This window comes from Streptomyces sp. NBC_01176 (genome assembly GCF_045039825.1).
Taxonomy (GTDB): Bacteria; Actinomycetota; Actinomycetes; order Streptomycetales; family Streptomycetaceae; genus Streptomyces.
Map to the genome: position 1 here is coordinate 3,699,315 of NZ_CP108600.1, position 20,727 is coordinate 3,720,041.

A 20,727-nucleotide genomic window follows, 5' to 3' on the forward strand; every position below is an offset into this window, starting at 1 on the left:
CACCGATCACCTGACCGCCAGCACCAACGCGTCCGAAGGCGAGCGCCACACCGTCCGTGCCTCCGCGAAGCCCTTCTCGCGCAGCACGCGGGCGTGCCAGTCGGCGGAGGGGGTGTCGCCGTCGGCGTGCTCGCCGTAGATCTCGAAGCGGCGGGCGGTCGGGGCGGCGAGGACCGGGTCCTGGGCGGCGAGTTCCCACCACGCGGCCCAGTCGAGGACGCCGCCCTCCTTGGCCCGGTCCATCCGGGCGTGCCGCTGCGCGCGCTCGGCCGCGTTGATCAGGGGCGTGGACTCGTCGATCATGTGGTCGGCGTTCATGAAGACCCCGCCGGCGCGGACGATCCCCGCGATCCGGCCGTAGAGGGCCGCGAGGGGGTCGCTGTGCAGCCAGTGCAGGGCCGTGGCCGTCAGCACGGCGTCGTAGGACCCGTACGGCAGCCGCTTCGTCCAGTGCGGGTCCTTGAGGTCGGCCGTGACGAAGGAGACCCGGTCGTCGCCCGCGAAGGTGCCCTCGGCGATGGTGAGCAGCGCGGGGTCGAGGTCGACGCCGGTGCTGGTGGCCTCCGGGAGCCGGGCGAGGAGCCGGGCGGTGACGGTGCCGGTGCCGCAGGCGAGGTCGAGGACGCGCGGCGCGGGGCCGACCAGGGCCTCGACCATGTCGAGCATCACCCGGAAGCGCTCCTCACGGTCCGGCATGTACCACTCCTGCTGCCGGTCCCAGCTCTCCTGCCAGGCCTGCCAGTCGGTTCCGGTGCCGTGCGTCCCGGTGTGGTCGGTTCCGGTGTGGTCGGTTCCGGTGCTGACGGTCATGGAAGCCCCTTCTTCACTCGTCTTCACTCACCCGCGTAATACCCTGGAAGCGCAATCAGCCGTTACCTGACCGCACGCATGACGATAGAGCGCCTCCGTAAGGACTACAAGTGGAACTGGCCTATTACTCGGACTACGCGGTCCGTCTCGTCAACAGCGAGGAGCCGACCCGGGGCAAGGACGCGCTCACCTCGGTCGAGGCCGTCCGCGACCTCTTCGCGGGCAACGCCTCGGCGGCGCGCCGCGCCACGGACGCCGACGTGACGCGTTTCCGCTCGGTCCGCGCCCGGCTGCGCGCGGTCTTCGAGGCGGCGGACGGCGGCGACGAGACCCTCGCGGTCGACCTGCTGAACTCGCTGCTCCTGGAATTCCCCGTCAGCCCGCAGATCTCCGGGCACGACTTCCGGGACGACGACGGCCGCCCGCTGTGGCACATGCACCTCGCGGACCACCCGTCGAACGTGACGGCGGGCTACGCGGCGATCGCCGCCATGGGGCTCGCCTTCCACCTCACCTCGTACGGCGTGGACCGGCTCGGCCTGTGCGAGGCCTCGCCGTGCCGCAACGCCTACCTGGACACGTCGACGAACCGCTCCCGGCGCTACTGCTCGGACCGCTGCGCGACCCGCGCCAACGTGGCCGCCTACCGGGCCCGCAAGCGCCTGGAGGCCGACCGGTCGGAGAGTACGGGCCTGGCGGCCGACAGCGCCCAGCGGACCAGCGCGAACGGCGACCGCTGACCGTCCTTGAGGGGCCGGTACCGGAACCGCACCTTGCCGAGGACGAGCTCCTCGGGCACGGCGCCGTAGTCGGTACTGTCCCCGCCGGCGAAGGCGTTGTCGCCCAGCACCCACCACCCGGCCTCGCGCCGCTGGGCCACCCGCTTCACCACGAGCAGGTCCTGCTGGAACGGATGACGCAGGACGACCACGTCACCGGGCCTGACCCGGGCCCCGTACTGCACGACGAGCCGATCCCCGTGCTGGAGCGTGGGAACCATCGAGGGTCCCCGCACCTCGGCCGCCCCGAACGGCAGCACGGCCCGTCCACGTTCGCTCTCCTGCGACAACTCCGGCATCACCGGCACCTCCCCGGTCCATCCTCCACCAGTCCCAGTCTCACCCCGGACTTTTGTCCTAAGCCCTCGGGGGCACTCGCGAAAAGACGTCTCCCACGGAGTAATGTCCCACCTGAGAAGACGATCACGAGGAAGGACAGTTCCATGCTCTCCCGCCTGTTTGCCCCCAAGGTGAAGGTCAGCGCGCACTGTGACCTGCCCTGCGGCGTGTACGACCCTGCCCAGGCCCGCATCGAGGCGGAGTCGGTGAAGGCCGTCCAGGAAAAGATGGCCGGCAACGACGACCCGCACTTCCAGGCCCGCGCCACCGTCATCAAGGAGCAGCGCGCCGAACTCGCCAAGCACCACGTCTCGGTGCTGTGGAGCGACTACTTCAAGCCCCCGCACTTCGAGAAGTACCCCGAGCTGCACCAGCTGGTCAACGACGCCCTGAAGGCCCTCTCGGCCGCCAAGGCGTCCACCGACCCGGCGACGGGCCAGAAGGCGCTGGACTACATCGCCCAGATCGACAAGATCTTCTGGGAGACCAAGAAGGCCTGACCCGGGCCACGTTCGCCATGACCGGCGAGCGGTGCACCCTCGCAGGTCGACGGGCGTTCCGAAGGGGCCCGGCCGGAGTTCCGGCCGGGCCCCTTCGGACGTGCGGGTCAGGTCCTGTCCGGACCGCGGGCGTCGCCCGACGGGAATCGTCGGACACGGGCCCGGGTGGGCCGGCGGCGTCGCCCTACGGGCGGATGCCGTCGCAGGCGATCGACAGGTGCCGGGGGCCGCGCAGGACCGCGTTCTGCCGGTAGGGGGGCGGGTCCTCCACCAGACGGGGGTTCTCCAGCCTCCGGGCCAGTTCGCCGAGCGCGAGCTGCGCCTCAAGCCGGGCCAGCGGAGCGCCGAAACAGCTGTGGATGCCGCTGCCGAAGCCCAGGTGCTGGATGTCCCCGCGGTCCGGGTCGAACCGGTCCGGGTTCTCGAAGCGGTCGGGGTCACGGTTGCCCGCCGCCAGCACCAGCCACAGCGACGAGCCCTTGGGGATGGTCACGCCGCGCACCTCGATGTCGGCGAGGGTGCTGCGCTGCGGCAACAGCTGCACCGGCGGCTCGAAACGGAGCAGTTCCTCGACGACGGGGACGGCCAGCTTCGGGTCCGCGCGCAGCCGTTGCAGGACGCCGGGGTTGCGCAGCAGGGTCAGCATGCCGTTGGTGATGAGGTTGACCGTGGTCTCGTGACCGGCGATCAGCAGCAGCGCCGCGGTGCTCATGACCTCCATCGTCGTCATGGCGCCGTCCGGCCCGTGCGCGGTGGCCAGTTGCGACAGCATGTCCTCGCCCGGCTTCTTGCGGCGCTCCTCGATCAGCCCGGCCAGATACATGCCCAGCTCGGTGCGGGCGTTGTTCGCGACCTTGGCGCGCTCGCCGGCGTCGGCGCCCGGGACGGGGTCCAGGCTGGCGGCGAGGATGTCCGCCCAGGTGTGGAAGCGGGCTTCGTCCTCGCGCGGCACGCCGAGGAGCCGGCAGATCACGGTCACCGGGAAGGGGTACGAGAACTGGTCGACCAGGTCGATCCGCTCCGGGTCGCCGATGCCGTCGATGAGCCCGGAGACGATGTCCTCCAGTTCGCCGTGCATCTCGTGGACGCGCCGCGGGGAGTGCGGGGGTCCGAAGGGACGGTTCGTCATGCGCCGCAGCCGGTCGTGCTCCGGAGGGTCGAGCCGCAGGAACGCCGGTGGCAGCGCCGACTCCTCCTCCGTGTCGCCCAGCGGATCGCCCGCCGTCGCCTTCAGGTTGCGCGCGTCGGAGCTGATCCGCGGGTCGTGCAGCAGGCTCTGGATGTCGTAGTACTTGCTGACGACATAGGGCCCGTCCGCGTCGTGGTACACCGGGGTCTCGCGGAGTTCCTCGTAGAGCGGATACGGGTTCGCGCGGTGCGAGTAGTCGATGATCTGCCGCAGGATGGCTTGCGTCATGGTGCGTCCTCGTGAGCGTCGGATCAGTGCCCGGCGGGGGTGAACGTCATCCGCCGGTCGGCCGGCGAATATCCGGTGAGGGTGACGGTCGGGCCGCTCGTGGGTACTGACGGGTCGGGGAAGTCCGCGTCCACCGGGCGCTGTCCCCCGGGGCGGCGGTCCACGGTCGGGAAGGACGGCGGGAAGGGAGCTGTGGTCTCGATCAGCTGCTGGTAGAACTGCAGCCACTTCGTCTGGTCGAAGGTGACGGCGCCGATGACGCGCCCCTGGTACCCGTACACGCCGGTGAATCTGCGCTCGTTGAGGGCGCCTTGCGCGATGAGGATCTCCGTCCCCATCGACGGCACCCCCACGGACTTGATGTTCACGCCGAACTGCGAGGACCAGAAGGCCGGCACCCAGATGTGGGGGCGGCGGTCCACGCTGTCGCTCATCATGTTGTGCGCCGCGGTCTCGGCCTGCGCGACGGCGTTGCCCCAGTGCTCGAGGGACAGGAACTGGTAGCCGAACAGCGGATGCGGGGACCGCGCCACGTCGCCGGCCACGTAGACGTCGTCGGTGACGATGCCACGGATGTCGAAGGCCCGGCAGCCGGCGTCACAGGCGATGCCGCGGGGGCCCGCGCCCAGTCCGGATCCCGCGAGCCATTCGGTGTTGCGCATGGCGCCGAGGCACACGACCACCACATCGGCCTCGACGGTGTTCCCGTCGGAGAGATGGGCGGCGCGGACCCGGTTCGCGGCATCGCCCTCCAGGCCGGTCACCATGATGCCGCAGCGCAGGTCGACTCCGTGCTCGTGCTGCAGTTCGGCCGCGACCTGGCCGACGACCCCGCCGAGCGCCCCGACCAGGGGCGCCGCGGCCCGTTCGGCCACGGTGACCGCGATCCCGCGTTCCCGGCAGGCGGAGGCGATCTCCGAGCCGGTGAACCCGGCACCGATGACGAGCACACGGCGGGGGTTCTGCGCGAGCGCGCGCTCCAGCCCGGTCGCGTCGTCGCGGGTGCGCAGGACGAAGACACCGTCGAGCTCCGCCTCGCTCTCCCTCGGCCAGGGCCTGGCCCGGACGCCGGTGGCGATCAGCAGCCGGTCGTACTCCACCTCGTCACCGTCGGCCAGCCGTACCCGCCGGGCCGCCATGTCGAGACCGGTGGCCGGCACCCCGAGCCGCCACTGCGCGTCGATCGCGCGGCGCCGGGGCAGGGAGGTGCGGTCCGGCGTCGCCCGGCCCAGCAGGACCTGCTTGGACAGCGGGGGCCGGTCGTAGGGCTCGTACGGCTCGTCCCCGACCATCGTCAGGGAGCCGGTGAACCCCTTTTCGCGCAGGGTCTCCGCGGCCCGGAGGCCCGCGAGCGAGGCGCCCACGACGACGACACGTCCTTCGCGCTTGAGCCGGTCGAGGGATCCGTCACTGCTCACGGGTGACCTCCCGGGCGGTCGCGGGGTTCTCGTCCCGGTCGTCGGCGTCCACGAGAATGGCCTGGACGGGGCAGGCCGCGACGGCACGCGCCACGTCGTCGCGCTGCTTCTCGTCGGCTTCCGGGTTGTAGAGCAGGGCCTCGTCGCCGTGCATGGCGAACACGTCGGGAGCGAGGAACGCGCACTGCGCGTACCCCTGGCAGCGGTTGAGGTCGACGACAAGTCTCACCGAGGAACAGCCTTTCCGTGGCCCCGTCCCGCCCCCTCGCCCTTCAGCATGCGGGAGAGGACGTGGACCCGCTCGCCGGAGCGTCCGACGGGACGACGGGGTCACCACGGGCTCCGGGACCGGCGCGGTTCGCGCAGGCCGACGCGGAGGATGTGGAGGCTGACGATCAGCGCCCAGGCCGGGAAGACCAGTTCGGACCAGGGCAGGGAGGACCCGGCGGCGAGCAGCACCAGGCCCACGACGTATCCGAGGAGGGCGAGGGGCCGTGGCAGGACGCCGAGGCGGTGTCCGATGGTCGAGGTCGTGAAGACGAACACGGCCGCCATCCGGAGCGCGTACGTCGTCATCATCGTGTAGGCGAAGTAGCGCCCGAAGTCGGAGGACCGGACCTCGTCCAGGACGGTGCCCGCCGCGGCGCCAGCCCCGAACATCGTGGCGACGAACACCAATCCACTGCCCAGGAAGACGGTGGCGACGAACCTGTCCTCGGCGTCGCCGACCTGTGCGCGCACGGCGCCCATGAACCACAGGAAGAAGATGCCCGCGAAAGGAAGGATCTCCAGCGCGGTCTGCACCGCCCACCGCTTGTCCGGATCGATCTTCGCGCCGGGCGGGCTCCCGGCGGGCACGGAGATCCGCACCAGCACGATCGCCACCGCCAGCAGCACCGCGAACACCGCCCCGGCCACGCCGGCGGCCCGCGGTGTCCGCAGCCGCTCGTCGTTCGGCTCCATCGTCGCCCGCCCTCCGTCCCGGTTCCCCTCTCGGTCCAAGCAAGCGGGCACATGTGCCCGCACGCCACCGGGGGCACCCGCGGGGGTGACGCCCCTCCCCGCTGTCGGTGGCCCGTGCCATCCTGGAGGGGTGACCGTGGAGGACCTGGTCCGGCTGCGCCGGACACGCGACCGGATGGACCGTGAGTACGCGGAGCCGCTGGACATCGCCGCGCTCGCCCGTACGGCGCTGATGTCGCCCGGGCACTTCCAGCGCAGCTTCCGCGCGGCGTACGGGGAGACGCCGTACGGCTATCTGATGACCCGCCGGATCGAGCGCGCCAAGGCCCTGTTGCGGCGCGGCGACCTGACGGTCACGGAGGTCTGCCTCGCCGTGGGCTGCACCTCGCTCGGCTCCTTCAGCTCCCGCTTCACGGAGCTGGTCGGTGAGACCCCCAGCGCCTACCGTGCCCGCTCGCACGACCACGGCGCCCCCATCCCGCCCTGCGTGACCCGTCGCCTCACCCGCCCCTCCCGCCACCGGAGACCGGACGAAGGGGAACCGGGGACGCGCCTGTAGGCCCCGTCCGCCCGGCGGAACGGCCCGGACCCGGCCTAGCCTTGGGGCCATGGACCTGAAACTTTCCCAGTGCTTCATCGCCGTGGACGACCACGACAAGGCGCTCGCCTTCTACCGGGACGTCCTGGGCCTGGAGGTGCGCAACGACGTCGGGTTCGAGGGGATGCGCTGGGTGACCCTCAGCCCGCCGCTCCAGCCGGACGTGGAGATCGTCCTGGAGCCCCCGGACGCGAGCCCGGATGCCTCCCCCGCCGACAAGCGGGCCATGGTCGAACTGCTCGCCAAGGGGATCCTGCGCGGGGTCATCTTCTCCACGACCGACTGCGACGCCCTCTACGAACGGGTCCGCGTGTCCGGCGCCGAAGTCCTCCAGGAGCCGACGGACCAGCCGTGGGGCGCCCGCGACTGCGCGTTCCGTGACCCGGCGGGCAACCTCCTCCGCTTCAAGGAGCGCCCGGCGGCCTGACCACGGTGCCCGTTCCCCGGGAAACGGGCCCGGGTGCCCGTCCCTCGGGTGCCCGTCTCCCGGGAATCCGACTGCGGTTACCGTTGCGTCGGTCCCGCCGCACCGCTCACCACCGGAGACACCCATGCCGTCCGCGCGCTCCCGCGTCCTCTACGTCAGCGACCTGGCCTATCCGGCCAAGGGTCGGCGGTACGGCGACGAGGACGTGTTCCTCACCTCCCGACTGCGCGAGGACTTCGACGTGGCCGTGTGCCATCCCCTGGACGCGGCCGCGCTGATGACCGGCTTCGACGCCGTGGTCGTCCGCAACAGCGGGCCGGTGCTGCACCACCAGGCGGAGTACGACGCCTTCCGGCGGCGGGCGCTCGCGGACGGCGTCCGCGTGTACAACCAGCTCTCCGGCAAGGGGGACATGGCCGGCAAGCAGTACCTGCTCGACCTCACCGCGGCGGGGTTCCCGGTCATCCCCACCATCGACCGCGCCCGGGACCTGCACCGGCTGCCGGATGTCGACACGTACGTGGTGAAGCCGAAGCTGGGCGCGGACTCGATAGGCCTGGAGTTCGTGTCGCGCGACCGGCTCGCCGAACTGTCGTACGACGACCGTCTCGTCCAGCCGCGTATCGACTTCCGCTACGAGGTGTCCTTCTACTTCGTCGACCGCACCTTCCAGTACGCCCTGTACGCACCCCGCCCGGACCGGCGGTGGGAACTGGAACCCTACGAAGCGACCGGGCGGGACCGGGAGTTCGCGCAGCGGTTCGTCGACTGGAACGACATCGCGTACGGCATCCAGCGCGTCGACGCCTGCCGGGCACCGGACGGCGAGCTGCTCCTCGTCGAGCTGGAGGACCTCAACCCGTATCTGTCGCTGGACGTCCTCTCCCCCGCCGCACGGGACGCCTTCGTCGCACGGATGAAAACCTCGTTGCGCGGTCTGATCGGGCAGGAGACGGTACGGGACACCGCGGGTCGGGGCTGAACGGTCCGAACGGTTCCGACCCGTCCGACCTGTCCGAACAGTTCCGAGCCGTCCGCCCAGGGGAGCCGCACCATGTCCGAACCTATCCGCGGGACCGAACCGATCCGGTGGGCGTACGCCTTCATCGACCGGCCCAGGATGGACTTCGGGCCGGCCCGCGCCTTCTGGACCTCCGTCACGCGGACCGCCCCGTCCGCACCGCGCGGCGGTCAGGACGAGTTCGTGACCCTGCTGCCCGACGGGGCGGACGCCTGTCTGAAGGCCCAGGGCGTCGAGGAGGGCGCGGGCGGCGCGCACCTCGACCTCGCCGTCGGGGACGTGGCGGCGCTGGTGGAGTCGGCCTTGCGGCTCGGAGCCGAGACCGTGTCCGACCACGGGAGCGCCGACGAGGGGGGCTGGGCCGTACTGCGCTCCCCCGGCGGCCTGCTGTTCTGCGCGGTCCCGTGGCAGGGGGAGTCGGTACGGCCGCCGGCCGCCGAGGGACCCGCCGGCGTCACCAGCCGCCTCGACCAGGTGTGCGTCGACGTGGCCTCCTCCCGGTACGAGGCGGAGGTCGCCTTCTGGAGCGGCCTGACCGGATGGGAGTCCCACCCCGGCTCGCTCCCGGAGTTCCATGTGATCAGGCCGCCCGCCGCCCTGCCCGTCCGCGTCCTGCTGCAACGCCTCGGCACCGAACGCCCCACCTCGGCCCATCTCGACCTCGCCTGCTCGGACATCGAGGCCGTCCGCGCCCACCACGAGGGCCTGGGCGCCACCCTCGTCGGCCGCGGCACGCACTGGGCCGTGATGCGCGACCCGGCCGGCGGTACGTACTGCCTGACGGGCCGCGACCCGGGCACCGGCGGCCTCCCGGTCTAGGCGGCCTCCCGGTCTGGGCGGCCTCCCGGCCCGGGCGAACCCCCGGCTCAGGCGGACGCCCGACCGCTGGGAGCGATACGCCTAGGTCGGCTCCCACACCTCCACGTCCACCACCGCCGAGACCGGGATCGGCCCGTAGACGTGCGGGAACTCCTCGCCGCCGGGCTTCACGGCCTCGTACCGCACGGGCACCTCCAGCCGTTCGGCGTCGACGACCAGGACCACCAGGTCGTCGGGACCCTCGTAGGCCCCGTACAGGAAGGAAGCGATCCGCGGGAGCTGGGCCCGCGTCGAGCAGTGGATGAACCCCTCCTCCCCGAGGGTGCGGCCACGGGTGGACATCTCGTACGCGCCGGACGCGCGGGCCGCGTCCCACAGCGAGCGCTCGGTGATGTGCAACAGGGGTTCGGGCATGCCCCAACGCTACGGCGTCGGGTGTACGGCCTCGGCTTCCCCTCCCACGCCCCCTCCCTTCGGCTTCCGTTCCGCTGCTCGCCGGGGGGCGCGGGCTGCTCGCCCAGGGCGCGTCGGCCCCGCGGACGCGCTCCCCGCACGGCACTGGACACGTACCGCGCGGGCGCGCCTCCACGACCGGTCAGGCGTGGGTGTCGGTGGTGGCGGTGAAGTAGTGGCCCTTGTCGAGGTCTTCCAGGAGACCGGGGTGGGTCGGCTCCCAGCCCACCAGTTCGCGGGTGAGGGTGTTCGACGCCGGGGAGTCGAGGCCGAGGAAAGACCCCAGCCAGGCGAAGTGCCCGGCCGCGTCCTCGGGCGCCACGGCGGTCACCGGCACGTCGAGGTGACGGCCGATCACGCCGGCGACGTCACGGAGCTCGACGCCCTCCTCCGCGACGCCGTGCAGCACCGACCCGGCGGGGGCCTTCTCGAGGGCCAGGCGGAACAGCCGTGCCGCGTCCAGACGGTGGACGGCCGGCCAGCGGTTGGCGCCGTCGCCGAGGTAGCCGGAGACGCCCTTGGCGCGGGCGATGGCGACCAGGGCCGCCATGAAACCGTTGTCCCCGTCGCCGTGGCAGGTCGGAGAGAGCCGCACCACGGACGAGCGCACCCCGCGCGAGGCCAGTGCGAGCACCGCCTGGGCGGTGGCCATCCGGATCGAGATCGGCGAGCCGTCGATCGGGGGCATGTCCCGCTCGGTGGCCGGCCGCCCGGGGGCGAGGCCCACCACGCCGGAGGCGAGGACGAAGGGGCGGTCGGTGCCCGCGAGCGCGTCGCCGAGGGCGTCGACGGCACGGCGATCGGCCTCGGCGGCGTCCTGGAAACCGCCGGCGAAGGCGATGTCGTGCTTGAAGGCCAGGTGGATCACCCCGTCCGACGCGGCGGCCGTGTCCCGGAGCACGTCGAGATCGTCGACGGTGCCGCGGACCGCCTCCACCCCGGCCGCGGTGAGCGCGTCGGCGGAGGCCTGTGAGCGGGCGAGTCCGACGACCTGGTGCCCCGCCTCGGTCAGTTCGGGAACGACGGCGGAACCGATCCAGCCGGACGCGCCGGTCACGAAGATGCGCATGGAGAAACCCCAAACCCGTTGATGTCAGTTACTGTCATCAACGCTAACACCTGATGTCAGTTGCTGTCATCACGTAGGATCTGCGCATGGGTAGATGGGAGCCGAACGCGCGCGGGCGCCTGGCGAAGGCGGCGTTGGAGCTCTACAGCGAGCGCGGCTTCGAACAGACCACGGTGGCGGAGATCGCCAGACGGGCCGGACTCACGGAGCGCACCTTCTTCCGGCACTACGCCGACAAGCGCGAGGTGCTGTTCGCCGGCTCCGGCCAGTTGCAGGAGCTGTTCGTGCGGGCGGTCGCCGACGCTCCGGAGTCCGCCGCGCCGATCGACGCGATGGCGGTGGGGCTCGACGCGGTCTCCGAGGTGTTCGCCGACCGCCGCGACTTCGCACGCGCACGGCAGGCTGTGATCATGGCGAACACGGAACTCCAGGAGCGCGAGCTGATCAAGCTCGCCTCGATGGCGGCCGCGCTCGCCGGCGCCCTGCGCGGGCGCGGCGTCACGGAGCCGGCCGCGAGCCTGACCGCAGAGGCCGGGGTCGCCGTCTTCAAGGTCGGTTTCGAGCGCTGGATCGTGGCGACCGAGGAACGCGAGATGGCACGGCTGATGCGCGAATCACTGGCCGAGCTCAAGGCCCTGACCGCGGGCCGGTAGGTCCCGAGCTCACGGCCGTGACCGCGGGCCGGTAGGTCCCGAGCTCACGGCCGTGACCGGGGGCCGGTAGGTCCCGAGCTCACGGCCGTGACCGGGGGCCGGTAGGTCCCGAGCTCAAGGCCGTGACCGGGGGCTGTCAGCCCCCCCTCCGTCGGCCTCCAGGGCGGATGCCTTCGCGGCGGGCGGTCGGTGCTCTCGGGAGCGGGTGGCGACGGGTCGCGCCCGCCTGCCGCGACCGGCGCCGGCTGCGGCAGACGGCGGTACTCCCCCTGCGTGTCGCCTCGCGGCCGACCCCTCCGGCCCGCGATCTGCTGAGACTTGCCCATGCCCGAAAGCTCAGCCGACTCCGTAGCCGCCTTCCTCGACCGTGCCGAGCTCCGCAGGACCACGATCATGACGGTGCTCACCGTGGTCGCGGGGGCGGTCGACGCGATCACCTTCCTGACCATGGGCCAGGTGTTCGCCGCGCTCGAGACGGGCAATGTGCTGTTCCTGACCTTCGCGCTGGCCGGATCGGGCCCGATCTCCGTGATCCGGCCAGCCGTCGCGCTCGTGACGTTCGCCGCCGGGGTGGCCACGGCCACCTTCGGGATCCGCGCACTCACCGCGCGAGGACACCGCTGGTTCCCGGCGGCCCTGGGCACCGAGGGGGTGCTTCTCGCGGTCGCGGGGACCCTGGCCCTGCTGCGCGCCGGGACGGGTTCACTCGCTCATGATCCCGATCTGGTCCCCCTCGCGGTCGTGGCCCTCGCCATGGGAGTGAGGTCCGCCGTGGTACTGCGCGTGGCGGTGCCGGGCATGCCGACGCTCCTCCTCCAGATGTCCCTGGTCCAGCTGGTGGCGGACTTCGCCACCACGCCACGGGTTCCGGACGGCGCGCAGGGGCGGCTGCGACGACTCGCGCGCACCCGTCTCACCGCGACCATCTGCGGCATGTTCCTGGGCGGGACCCTGGGCACGCTCATGGCGCCGTGGGGGACGGGCCGCGCGCTCCTCGTCGTCGCGACGGTCGTCATGGCGCTGGCGTTGTCGGGAGTCCACGCGGACCTGCCCCACCACCGGCCGCCTCCCCCGGCCTCGGCCTCGGCTTCCTGACAGGCTCGGCCGCGCCGCGAGCCGCGGCCGGAGGACCCGCCGGGCACGGGCGCACGGATCAGGAATTCTCCGTGGCCTGTTCCGCCGCCGTCTGTCGCAGTTCCGCCGTCCGACCGGGATCACGGGGCCACCGGGACGCGCGGGCCTCCCCCGCATCACGGGTCTCCGGGAAGGACGCGGGCTCCTCGCACGCCTCGCACCGTGGGTTGTGGCAGGGGCCGGGGCCCCAGACGGGGACGAACGCGCCCAGCGTCTTGCGGCGCCGCACGACCGTGGCGACCGGCTGCTGACAGGCGGGGCAGACATGCTCATCGGTGCCCATGCCTTCAGGGTAGGGCGGGACCCGCTCCGGCGCCCTCCGCGCGCCCGCACGTCCCTCCAGGGCCCCTGCGCACCCGGGCGACGCCCGCCGAGGGACGCACGCGCCCGAGCAACCGCCGAGGGCTCCACGCGCCCGCACCACTCGCACGGCCGGGCGCGAGAGCGGCCGGGCGCGAGAGCGGCCGGGAACGGTGGCCCTCGGCGCCGGCTACGCCTCGGTGGCCGACCCCGCCCGCGGTTCGCGCCACATCGGCCACATGCGCGGGCCGTCCGGCAGCTCGAGGGGGCGGCCGGTGCGACCGAACCCGAGCCGCTCGTAGAGCGCGCGGCTGCGCTCGTTGCTGGCCTCCAGATAGGCGGGGACACCCTCCTGGTCGCAGCGGTCGAGGACCGACCGGACGAGCGCGCTGCCGAGGCCCTCGCCCTGGCGCTCCGGTGCCACGGCGATCATCCACAGGTACTCGTGGGCGCGGCCCGAGGGGTGGATCTCGGCGGTGAGCCGGCCCACCAGCTCGACCCGTACGTTGTCCGGGTCCACTGCCTCGCGCAGCTGGACCGGACCGTCCTCGTCCGCGTGGCCCTCGTCCGCGTGGTCCTCGTCGGCGGACACCGACAGCCACAGCGCGCACGCCGCGCCGTCCTCCGTGATGTCGACACGGCCCTCGGCGAACACGATGTCGGCGAACACCGCCATCAGCCGGGGATGCCGGTCACGGCGGTGTGCCGCGTCCGGAAAGACCCAACCGCTCACCGGGTCGTCCCGGAACGCGTCGTCGAGCAACTGGACGACCCGTTCGCGATCGTCCTCGGCCGCCACCCGTATCGCCACGCCCATGTCCCGCCCCTTCCCCTCAACCGCCCCTGGCCGTACGGCCGTCGAAGCCTAGCGGGGTTCACGCGCGGCAGAGGGGCGGGCCCCGCGCACCGTGGGGATGCGCGGGATCCGCCCCGGCCGGAGCCTGGGACCGTACGGAGGTCAGGTGCCGTACGGTCCCGGTGGCCCCGGGGTCTTCAACCGTCGTCCGGCGGCTTCAGTTACTGCGTCGCGTGACAAACTCCGCGAGAGCCAGGAGACCGCCCGCGGCCTCCGGGTCGGGGATCGCCCGGGACAGTTCGTGCATCGCCCGGGACATCCGGTCGGCCGCCTGGAGCTGTGCCCAGTCGCGGCCCCCCGCCCGCTCCACGGCCAGCACCGTGCGCTCCAACTCACCTTTCTCGTAGGGAACTCCGTACAGTTCGGCGAGTTCCGTCGCCGCCGGGGTGCCGGAGGCGAGCGCGGCCACCACGGGCAGGGACTTCTTGCGGGCGATGAGGTCCGCCCCGGCCGGCTTGCCGGTGCGGCTCGTGTCCCCCCAGATCCCGATCACGTCGTCGATGAGCTGGAAGGCGAGCCCGGCCTGCCGGCCGAACGCGTCGAGTGCCTCGACGTCCTCGTCGTCCGCTCCCGCGTAGAGCCCGCCGATCGCGCAGGCGCAGCCGATCAACGCGCCCGTCTTCGCCTCGGCCATGGCGAGGCACTCGTCGAGGGTGACCTCGCCGGGGTCGCGTTTCTCCATGGCCGTGTCGGTGTGCTGCCCCTCGCACAGCTCGACGACGCATGACGCTAGCCGGGCGGCGGCGGCCGGGGACGCCGGATGCGGGTCCTCGGCCATCAGCCGCTGGGCGAGCGCCTGCAGGGCGTCCCCCGCGAGGATCGCGGCGGCGTCGCCGAACACGGTCCACGCGGTGGGCCGGTGTCTGCGGGTGGTGTCCCGGTCCATGACGTCGTCGTGCAGCAGGGTGAAGTTGTGGATCAGCTCCACGGCGGCGGCCGCCCGTACGGCCGACGCCTGCTGCCCGCCGAGCGCTCCCGCGGCGGTGAGTACGAGGGCGGGGCGGATCGCCTTGCCCGCGTTGCCCGCCGCCGGGGTGCCGTCCGCGTGCTCCCAGCCGAAGTGGTAGAGCGCGATCCGGCGCATCGAACCCGGCAGCGAGTCGATGGCTCTGCGCAGCTCGGGGTCGACAGACGCCCGCGCGCGCTCCAGGATGCCCGCCGCTTCCTGCCCGTCGGACGCGACGGGCGGAACCTGTTGTGGCATGGGCCTCCCGTCCACGGGCCCGCCGAGAGGACTCCGCCCGTCGAGGGTCTCGGGCGCGCTCTGCTGGGGCTTCGGTCTGCCCGGTCTGCCCGTCCGGTCCGGCGGGAACACGGTGGCCGGCGTCGGGAAGGTCACCGCCAGCGGCCGATCTCGACGTTCTCCAGGATGCCGAGGGCGTCCGGGACGAGGACCGCGGCCGAGTAGTACGCCGTCACCAGGTAGGAAATGATCGCCTGTTCGTTGATGCCCATGAAGCGCACCGACGTGCTCGGCTCGATCTCGTCCGGGATGCCCGCCTGCTGGAGCCCGATGACGCCCTGCTCGGCCTCGCCGGTACGCAGGGCGATGATCGAGGTCGTACGGGCGTCGCTGACCGGGATCTTGTTGCACGGGAAGATCGGGACGCCGCGCCAGGTCGGGATGCGGTTGCCCGCGATCTCGACGCTCTCCGGCACCAGTCCCCGCTTGTTGCACTCGCGGCCGATCGCGGAGATCGCGCGCGGGTGGGCGAGCAGCAGCTTGGTCCCGCGCCTGCGGCTGAGCAGTTCGTCGAGGTCGTCGGGGCTCGGCACACCGTCGTGCGGTTGCAGCCGCTGGTCGTACTCGCAGTTGTTGAGCAGTCCGAACTCCCGGTTGTTGATGAGTTCGTGCTCCTGGCGCTCCTTCAGCGCCTCGACGGTGAGGCGGAGCTGCTGCTCGGTCTGGTTCATCGGCTGGTTGTAGAGATCGGCCACGCGTGTGTGCAGGCGCAGCACCGTCTGGGCGATGCTCAGTTCGTACTCGCGGGGCGCGGCCTCGTAGTCCACGAAGGTGCCGGGGATGTCCTCCTCTCCGGTGTGACCGGCCGCGAGGTCGATCTCCTTCTCGCCGTACTTGTTGGTGCGCTGCTCGGGAATCGCCCGCAGCTGCTGGAGGTGGGTGCGCAGGGACTCGGCGCGCTCCGCGACCTGTTCCAGGTCCTGGCGGGGCAGGGTGAGCACGGTGACCGCGGTGACGGCGCGGGCCGTGTACTCCCAGATGGCGTCCGGGTCGATGAGCGCCTGCTCGCCGAAGTACGCGCCGTCGGCGAGGACGCCGAGGACCGCGTCGTCGCCGTAGGGACCCGTGCCGATCTTCTCGACCTTGCCGTGCGCGAGCAGGAACACCTCGTCGGACGGACTGCCGAACGAGGCGAGCACCTCGCCCGGCGCGAACTCCCGCTGCTGGCAGCGCTGGGCGAGCTCGCCGAGCACCTCCTGATCCTCGTAGGACCGCAGGACGGTCAGCTCGCCGAGCTCGGCGGGGATGACCTGGACGCGGTCACCGGTCTTCACGAACGTCACCCTGCCGTCGCCCACGGAGTAGCTGAGCCGCCGGTTCACGCGGTACGTGCCACCCTGCACGTTCACCCACGGGAGCATGCGCAGCAGCCACCGTGAACTGATCTCCTGCATCTGGGGTGCGGACTTGGTGGTGGTGGCCAGGTTCCGCGCGGCCGATGTGCCGAGACTCTGCTGCGGCCTGCCCTGACCCGAACGGACCTCTTCGCCTACCGACATGAAAATTGCCCTCCCGGTCATGCACTGATCTGCGTCGCTCAGCCTTCCATCACGGAGCGTGCCGGTGCTATTACACGAATGAGGGGGAATGGATCACGCCGGATTGGGCAGAGACGCGCACTTTGTCGAGCGGGCGCATCGTGCGGAACCCCGGCGTCCGGAAATGCCGTGCCGCGCTCTCGAACGTCCGGGGCCCGCGCCCTCGAACAGCCGCAGGTCGTCGGGCTCGGGAACTCCAAGATCCGGCCAACCGTTTGCCCCTTCGACGAACGACGACGGGAGACGGCAATGGCAGGCTTCCTGGACCGCGCCAAGGAACAGGCGCAGCGAGGGCTCACGCAGGGCAAGCAGAAGCTGGACGAGGTGCAGGCCCAGCGCGCGGGTGCCGACCTCCTCAAGAGACTCGGCGCGGCGTACTACGCGGAGCGGCGCGGCAGCGGGTCCCCCGAGGCGACCCAGCAGGCTCTCCAGGTGCTGGAAAGCCACATCGCGGCGAACGGGGACGCGTTCCTGCGCTCCTGAGCGGCGCCGCCCCGACGCGCGCCCGGCCCTGACCGGATCGGCTCGCACGCTGTACGAACGGCCAACCCGGAGCGTCCGGTTCCGGGTAGAAGCGGCGGTACGAGACGGCCGCGCCCGGTGGCCGGCGTGCAGCGCGAAGGAGGCGGTCATGGCTTCACCCATGTCCGCGGCCGGTTTCCTGGACCGGCTCAGGAGGGAAGGCGCCACCGTCGTCGAGGTCGGCGAGTGGGAGCATCACAACCGCAATCACAAGGGGCCGTGGGGCCCGGTGCACGGGGTGATGATCCACCACACGGCGTCCTCGGGCGACGAGCAGACCATCGGCCTCTGTCGCACGGGCCGCGCCGACCTGCCGGGACCCCTGTGCCACGGCGTCATCACCAAGGACGGCGTCGTGCACCTCGTGGGCTACGGCCGGGTCAACCACGCGGGCCTGGGCGACGACGACGTACTGCGTGCCGTGATCGCGGAGAAGGCGCTCCCCACGGACAACGAGGCGAACACCGACGGCAACCGCCACTTCTACGGCTTCGAGTGCGAGAACCTCGGCAACGGCAAGGACCCCTGGCCCGAGGTCCAGCTGGAGGCGATCGAGAAGGTCGCGGCCGCGATCTGCCGCCATCACGGCTGGACGGAGCGCTCGGTCATCGGCCACCTGGAGTGGCAGCCCGGCAAGGTCGACCCGCGCGGCTTCACGATGGCCTCGATGAGAGGGCGTGTCCGCGACCGCCTCAAGTGACGCACAGGCGTTCGCCGGTCACCGGGATTCCCGCACGGCTGTCCGACAATGGTGGGGTGACCAGCCCCGACGGCCCCGGAATCCCGGGCACTCCCGCCGTGCCCGACGCCCCGGACGACCCCGAAGCGCTCGACCCGACCGGCGACCCGACCGGTCTGCGGCCCCGAGTGCCCTCGCCGCTGTGCCCCGTCGCGGACGGGCGCTTCGCGCGCCGCGGCGTCCGGCTGCTGCTCAAGCGGGACGATCTGATCCACCCTGAGCTGATCGGCAACAAGTGGCGCAAGCTGGCCCCGAACCTGCGCGCCGCGGCCGGCCGCACGATCCTCACCTTCGGCGGCGCGTACTCGAACCATCTGCGTGCCACCGCCGCCGCGGGCCGTCTCCTCGGACTGCCGACCATCGGCGTGGTCCGGGGCGACGAGCTGGCCCACCGCCCCCTCAACCCCTCCCTGACCCGGTGCGCGGCCGACGGCATGCGACTGCACTTCGTCGACAGGTCGACGTATCGCCGCAAGGCGGAGCCGCGGACGCTGGCCGAGATCCTGTGCGCGGCGGACGCCCGGGACGCGTACGTCGTCCCCGAGGGCGGCAGCAACGCCCTCGCCGTACACGGCTGCCAGGAGCTCGGCGCGGAGCTGCGCGGTCACGCCGACGTCGTCGCCGTCGCCTGCGGGACCGGCGGCACCCTCGCGGGCCTGGCCGCCGGCCTCGCCGACGGCCAGCGGGCGCTGGGCGTCCCCGTCCTCAAGGGCGGCTTCCTGGACGCCGACGTACGGGCCCTCCAGGATTCCGCCTTCGGCGGCCGCCGCGGCACCTGGTCCCTCGACGACCGCTTCCACTTCGGCGGCTACGCCCGCACCGCGCCCGAACTCGACTTCTTCGCCGAGGACTTCGAGCAGCGCCACGGCCTGCCCGTCGAACGTCTCTATGTCGCCAAGATGCTGTACGGACTTGTCGCCCTGACCGAAGAGGGGGCGTTCGCCCCGGGGACGACCGTGGCGGCGGTCGTCACCGGAGCGCCGCTCGTCTGAACCGGGTGCCGGCGCGGCGGGACCTCACGCCGCCTCCCGGTAGGCCGCCGCCTCCTCCAGGTCCAGCCGTCTCAGCAGGGTGCGCAGCATCTCGTCGTCGATGTAGCGGTGGTCGCGGAGCCGCACGAAGACCTCGCGCTCGGCGCTGATCATCTTGCGGGACAGCCTGCGGTAGGTGTCGTCGGCGGTCTCCCCCGTCACCGGGTTGACGGCACCGAGCCGCTCCCAGACCGCGTTGCGGCGGCGCTCCAGGACCGAGCGCAGGCGGTCGGCGAGCGGCGGGGGCAGGGCGTTGCGCTCGTCGGCCAGCAGTTCGTCGAGGCGCTGTTCGGCGGCCCGGGACGCCTGGGCCTGGGCGTTGGCCTCGGCGAGCGTCTCGGCCTGGGGGTCGCGGCCGGGCAGCTTCAGGAGACGGATCAGCGGAGGCAGGGTCAGCCCCTGTACGACCAGGGTGGCGATGACGGTGGTGAAGGTGAGGAAGAGCAGGAGGTTGCGCTCGGGGAAGCGTTCGCCGCCGTCCACCGAGAGCGGGATGGAGAAGGCGATGGCGAGCGACACCACGCCCCGCATGCCGGCCCAGCCGATGACGAACGGCCCCTTCCAGGTGGGGTTCTCCTCGCGCCCCCGGATGCGCGAGGACAGGATGCGCGGCAGGAAGGTGGCGGGATACACCCACACGAACCGGGCGGCGACCACCGCCAGGAAGACGGCCACCGCGTACCAGGCGGCGCTGACGCCCTCGTACGGGCCGAGACCCTTGAGGACGACCGGCAGTTGCAGGCCGATCAGCGCGAACACGGCCGACTCCAGGACGAACGCGACCATCTTCCAGACGGCCTCCTCCTGGAGCCGTGTCGCGAAGTCCACCTCCCAGGCGCGGTGTCCGAGGTAGAGCGCGACGACGACCACCGCGAGCACCCCGGAGGCGTGCACCTGCTCGGCGATCCCGTACGCCACGAAGGGGATCAGCAAGGAGAGGGTGTTCTGCAGGAGCGCCTCGTTCAGGTGGGTGCGCAGCCAGTGGATCGGCACCATCAGGACGAGGCCGACGACCACCCCGCCGACCGCCGCGAGCAGGAACTCACGGATGCCGCCCGACCAGGTCGCGCCCTCGCCGACCGCGGCCGCGAGGGCCACCTTGTAGGCGGTGATCGCGGTCGCGTCGTTCACCAGGGACTCGCCCTGCAGGATCGTGGTGATCTGTGACGGCAGCCCCACCCGGCGCGCCACCGCGGTGGCCGCGACCGCGTCCGGCGGCGCCACCACCGCCCCGAACACCAGCGCCGCGGGCAGCGGCAGACCCGGCACGATCAGATAGGTGACCCAGCCGACGGCCAGCGTCGCGAAGAGCACGTACCCGACCGACAACAGCGCGATGGGCCGCAGATGCGCCCGCAGGTCGAGGTACGAGCTGTCGGTGGCGGCCGTGTACAGCAGCGGGGGCAGCAGCAGCGGGAGGACGACCTCGGGGTCGAGTTCGTATCCGGGCACCCCGGGGACGTACGCGACCACCAGGCCCGCGGCGACGAGCAGCAGCGGCGCCGGGACCGGAGTACGGCGGGCCGCTCCGGCGACCGCGGCGCTTCCCGCGACCAGCAACAGCAGTGGCAATACGTGCATCCTCGTCCGCCCGCCCTCGTTTTCGCGCGGCATCCCGCACGCCCGACGTAACCTGGCAATCATGAAACAGTGCACGCATGCCGACGCGCTGCCGCACCCCGAACCAGAGCCCACGAGCGACACGTGCCAGGAGTGTGTCGCCGCGGGCACACATCCGGTACAGCTGCGGCTGTGCCTGGAATGCGGGCACCTCAGTTGCTGCGACTCCTCGCCGTTGCGGCACGCGACAGAGCATTTCAAGGAGACGGGGCACCCCGTGATGCGAACGTTCGAGCCCGGCGAGAGCTGGCGCTGGTGCTTCGTCGACCACGTACTGGCGTGACCCGCCGTCCGGACGGTTCGACCGTCTGACGCCTGGGTACGTCAACCCGGCGCGCGCTCTTCCTATTTGGGCCCGCAGACCCCTAGCCACTGTCCGTGCTCATGGGCTTACTATGAGTGACAGCAGGGGAGTGGGGTCCCCAGGACAGGAAAGTCGGGAGCGCGGTAGCGTCACCGCTGAACACCTGGCGCGTTA

General features: G+C 72.1%; 25 protein-coding genes. 12 read left to right on the top strand and 13 right to left on the bottom strand.

Going from position 1 to position 20,727, the window contains the following annotated elements; all coding sequences use genetic code 11:
• Positions 1-6: 6 nt before the first annotated feature.
• Positions 7-810, bottom strand: a complete 804-nt coding sequence (locus OG199_RS15680; protein WP_401799600.1) for a class I SAM-dependent methyltransferase — start codon at positions 808-810, stop codon at positions 7-9.
• A 110-nt stretch (positions 811-920) separates the two neighbouring features.
• Between OG199_RS15680 and OG199_RS15685 the strand changes: the two genes are divergently transcribed.
• Positions 921-1,550, top strand: a complete 630-nt coding sequence (locus OG199_RS15685) for a CGNR zinc finger domain-containing protein (protein ID WP_405829955.1) — start codon at positions 921-923, stop codon at positions 1,548-1,550.
• On the opposite strand, the gene sodX is transcribed toward OG199_RS15685, so the two are convergent.
• The gene (sodX, locus tag OG199_RS15690; RefSeq protein WP_266701310.1) at positions 1,454-1,888 is read right to left on the bottom strand and encodes a nickel-type superoxide dismutase maturation protease; all 435 of its coding nucleotides are present in this window, start codon (positions 1,886-1,888) and stop codon (positions 1,454-1,456) included. The two genes, OG199_RS15685 and sodX, sit on opposite strands and share 97 nt — an antisense overlap.
• Before the next feature lie 144 nt (positions 1,889-2,032).
• Here sodX and sodN point away from each other — a divergent pair, with 144 nt between their 5' ends.
• Positions 2,033-2,428 (top strand): superoxide dismutase, Ni, encoded by a 396-nt coding sequence (gene sodN / locus OG199_RS15695; protein WP_023546844.1) that lies wholly within the window; start codon positions 2,033-2,035, stop codon positions 2,426-2,428.
• Between the two features lie 184 nt (positions 2,429-2,612).
• On the opposite strand, the gene OG199_RS15700 is transcribed toward sodN, so the two are convergent.
• From OG199_RS15700 to OG199_RS15715, 4 genes are all read right to left on the bottom strand, one after another.
• Complete coding sequence (locus tag OG199_RS15700) at positions 2,613-3,845, bottom strand: cytochrome P450 (RefSeq protein ID WP_401799595.1); 1,233 nt, start codon at positions 3,843-3,845, stop codon at positions 2,613-2,615.
• Positions 3,846-3,868: 23 nt separating this feature from the next.
• Positions 3,869-5,263: an FAD-dependent oxidoreductase gene (locus OG199_RS15705; protein ID WP_356799708.1), complete on the bottom strand. Its 1,395-nt coding sequence runs from the start codon at positions 5,261-5,263 to the stop codon at positions 3,869-3,871.
• Positions 5,253-5,492, bottom strand: coding sequence for a ferredoxin (locus OG199_RS15710; RefSeq protein ID WP_356799707.1), 240 nt, complete (start codon positions 5,490-5,492; stop codon positions 5,253-5,255). Before OG199_RS15710 ends, OG199_RS15705 begins: the two co-directional genes overlap by 11 nt.
• A gap of 101 nt (positions 5,493-5,593) precedes the next feature.
• The gene (locus OG199_RS15715) at positions 5,594-6,226 is read right to left on the bottom strand and encodes a hypothetical protein (protein WP_356799705.1); all 633 of its coding nucleotides are present in this window, start codon (positions 6,224-6,226) and stop codon (positions 5,594-5,596) included.
• A 175-nt stretch (positions 6,227-6,401) separates the two neighbouring features.
• Here OG199_RS15715 and OG199_RS15720 point away from each other — a divergent pair, with 175 nt between their 5' ends.
• The 4 genes from OG199_RS15720 to OG199_RS15735 all read left to right on the top strand — a co-directional run bounded on the left by OG199_RS15720 (position 6,402) and on the right by OG199_RS15735 (position 9,091).
• Positions 6,402-6,785 (top strand): helix-turn-helix transcriptional regulator, encoded by a 384-nt coding sequence (locus OG199_RS15720; protein WP_405834558.1) that lies wholly within the window; start codon positions 6,402-6,404, stop codon positions 6,783-6,785.
• Positions 6,786-6,834: 49 nt separating this feature from the next.
• Positions 6,835-7,251: a VOC family protein gene (locus OG199_RS15725; protein ID WP_356799703.1), complete on the top strand. Its 417-nt coding sequence runs from the start codon at positions 6,835-6,837 to the stop codon at positions 7,249-7,251.
• 124 nt (positions 7,252-7,375) lie between these two features.
• A complete protein-coding gene (locus OG199_RS15730; RefSeq protein WP_401799588.1) occupies positions 7,376-8,233 on the top strand; it encodes a hypothetical protein in 858 nt (285 codons plus the stop codon).
• A 72-nt stretch (positions 8,234-8,305) separates the two neighbouring features.
• Positions 8,306-9,091, top strand: coding sequence for a VOC family protein (locus OG199_RS15735; RefSeq protein ID WP_405829959.1), 786 nt, complete (start codon positions 8,306-8,308; stop codon positions 9,089-9,091).
• A gap of 81 nt (positions 9,092-9,172) precedes the next feature.
• Here the strand turns inward: OG199_RS15735 and OG199_RS15740 are convergent, their stop codons facing one another.
• Together OG199_RS15740 and OG199_RS15745 are read right to left on the bottom strand one after the other, a co-directional pair.
• Complete coding sequence (locus OG199_RS15740) at positions 9,173-9,505, bottom strand: DUF952 domain-containing protein (protein ID WP_405829961.1); 333 nt, start codon at positions 9,503-9,505, stop codon at positions 9,173-9,175.
• Between the two features lie 181 nt (positions 9,506-9,686).
• A complete protein-coding gene (locus OG199_RS15745; protein ID WP_401799580.1) occupies positions 9,687-10,613 on the bottom strand; it encodes an SDR family oxidoreductase in 927 nt (308 codons plus the stop codon).
• An 86-nt stretch (positions 10,614-10,699) separates the two neighbouring features.
• On the opposite strand from OG199_RS15745, the gene OG199_RS15750 reads away from it, so the two are divergent.
• A complete protein-coding gene (locus OG199_RS15750; protein WP_405829963.1) occupies positions 10,700-11,266 on the top strand; it encodes a TetR family transcriptional regulator in 567 nt (188 codons plus the stop codon).
• A gap of 324 nt (positions 11,267-11,590) precedes the next feature.
• The gene (locus OG199_RS15755) at positions 11,591-12,361 is read left to right on the top strand and encodes a YoaK family protein (RefSeq protein WP_405829964.1); all 771 of its coding nucleotides are present in this window, start codon (positions 11,591-11,593) and stop codon (positions 12,359-12,361) included.
• A 58-nt stretch (positions 12,362-12,419) separates the two neighbouring features.
• Here OG199_RS15755 and OG199_RS15760 read toward each other — a convergent pair whose 3' ends face one another.
• The 4 genes from OG199_RS15760 to OG199_RS15775 form a co-directional block, all read right to left on the bottom strand.
• A complete protein-coding gene (locus OG199_RS15760; protein ID WP_405829965.1) occupies positions 12,420-12,683 on the bottom strand; it encodes a hypothetical protein in 264 nt (87 codons plus the stop codon).
• Positions 12,684-12,890: 207 nt separating this feature from the next.
• Positions 12,891-13,517 (bottom strand): GNAT family N-acetyltransferase, encoded by a 627-nt coding sequence (locus tag OG199_RS15765; RefSeq protein WP_405829967.1) that lies wholly within the window; start codon positions 13,515-13,517, stop codon positions 12,891-12,893.
• A gap of 196 nt (positions 13,518-13,713) precedes the next feature.
• A complete protein-coding gene (locus OG199_RS15770; RefSeq protein WP_356799685.1) occupies positions 13,714-14,760 on the bottom strand; it encodes a family 2 encapsulin nanocompartment cargo protein polyprenyl transferase in 1,047 nt (348 codons plus the stop codon).
• 131 nt (positions 14,761-14,891) lie between these two features.
• Positions 14,892-16,298 (bottom strand): family 2B encapsulin nanocompartment shell protein, encoded by a 1,407-nt coding sequence (locus tag OG199_RS15775; protein WP_168530167.1) that lies wholly within the window; start codon positions 16,296-16,298, stop codon positions 14,892-14,894.
• A 288-nt stretch (positions 16,299-16,586) separates the two neighbouring features.
• On the opposite strand from OG199_RS15775, the gene OG199_RS15780 reads away from it, so the two are divergent.
• From OG199_RS15780 to OG199_RS15790, 3 genes are all read left to right on the top strand, one after another.
• Positions 16,587-16,820 carry a hypothetical protein gene (locus tag OG199_RS15780; RefSeq protein WP_356799682.1) on the top strand — a complete coding sequence of 78 codons (234 nt, stop codon included), beginning with the start codon at positions 16,587-16,589 and terminating at the stop codon, positions 16,818-16,820.
• A 148-nt stretch (positions 16,821-16,968) separates the two neighbouring features.
• Complete coding sequence (locus OG199_RS15785) at positions 16,969-17,559, top strand: N-acetylmuramoyl-L-alanine amidase (protein WP_356799680.1); 591 nt, start codon at positions 16,969-16,971, stop codon at positions 17,557-17,559.
• A gap of 98 nt (positions 17,560-17,657) precedes the next feature.
• Positions 17,658-18,590, top strand: a complete 933-nt coding sequence (locus OG199_RS15790; protein WP_405834560.1) for a 1-aminocyclopropane-1-carboxylate deaminase/D-cysteine desulfhydrase — start codon at positions 17,658-17,660, stop codon at positions 18,588-18,590.
• 24 nt (positions 18,591-18,614) lie between these two features.
• On the opposite strand, the gene OG199_RS15795 is transcribed toward OG199_RS15790, so the two are convergent.
• Complete coding sequence (locus OG199_RS15795) at positions 18,615-20,210, bottom strand: Na+/H+ antiporter (RefSeq protein ID WP_356799678.1); 1,596 nt, start codon at positions 20,208-20,210, stop codon at positions 18,615-18,617.
• 61 nt (positions 20,211-20,271) lie between these two features.
• On the opposite strand from OG199_RS15795, the gene OG199_RS15800 reads away from it, so the two are divergent.
• Positions 20,272-20,532: a UBP-type zinc finger domain-containing protein gene (locus OG199_RS15800; RefSeq protein ID WP_405829970.1), complete on the top strand. Its 261-nt coding sequence runs from the start codon at positions 20,272-20,274 to the stop codon at positions 20,530-20,532.
• The last annotated feature ends 195 nt before the right edge of the window (positions 20,533-20,727 follow it).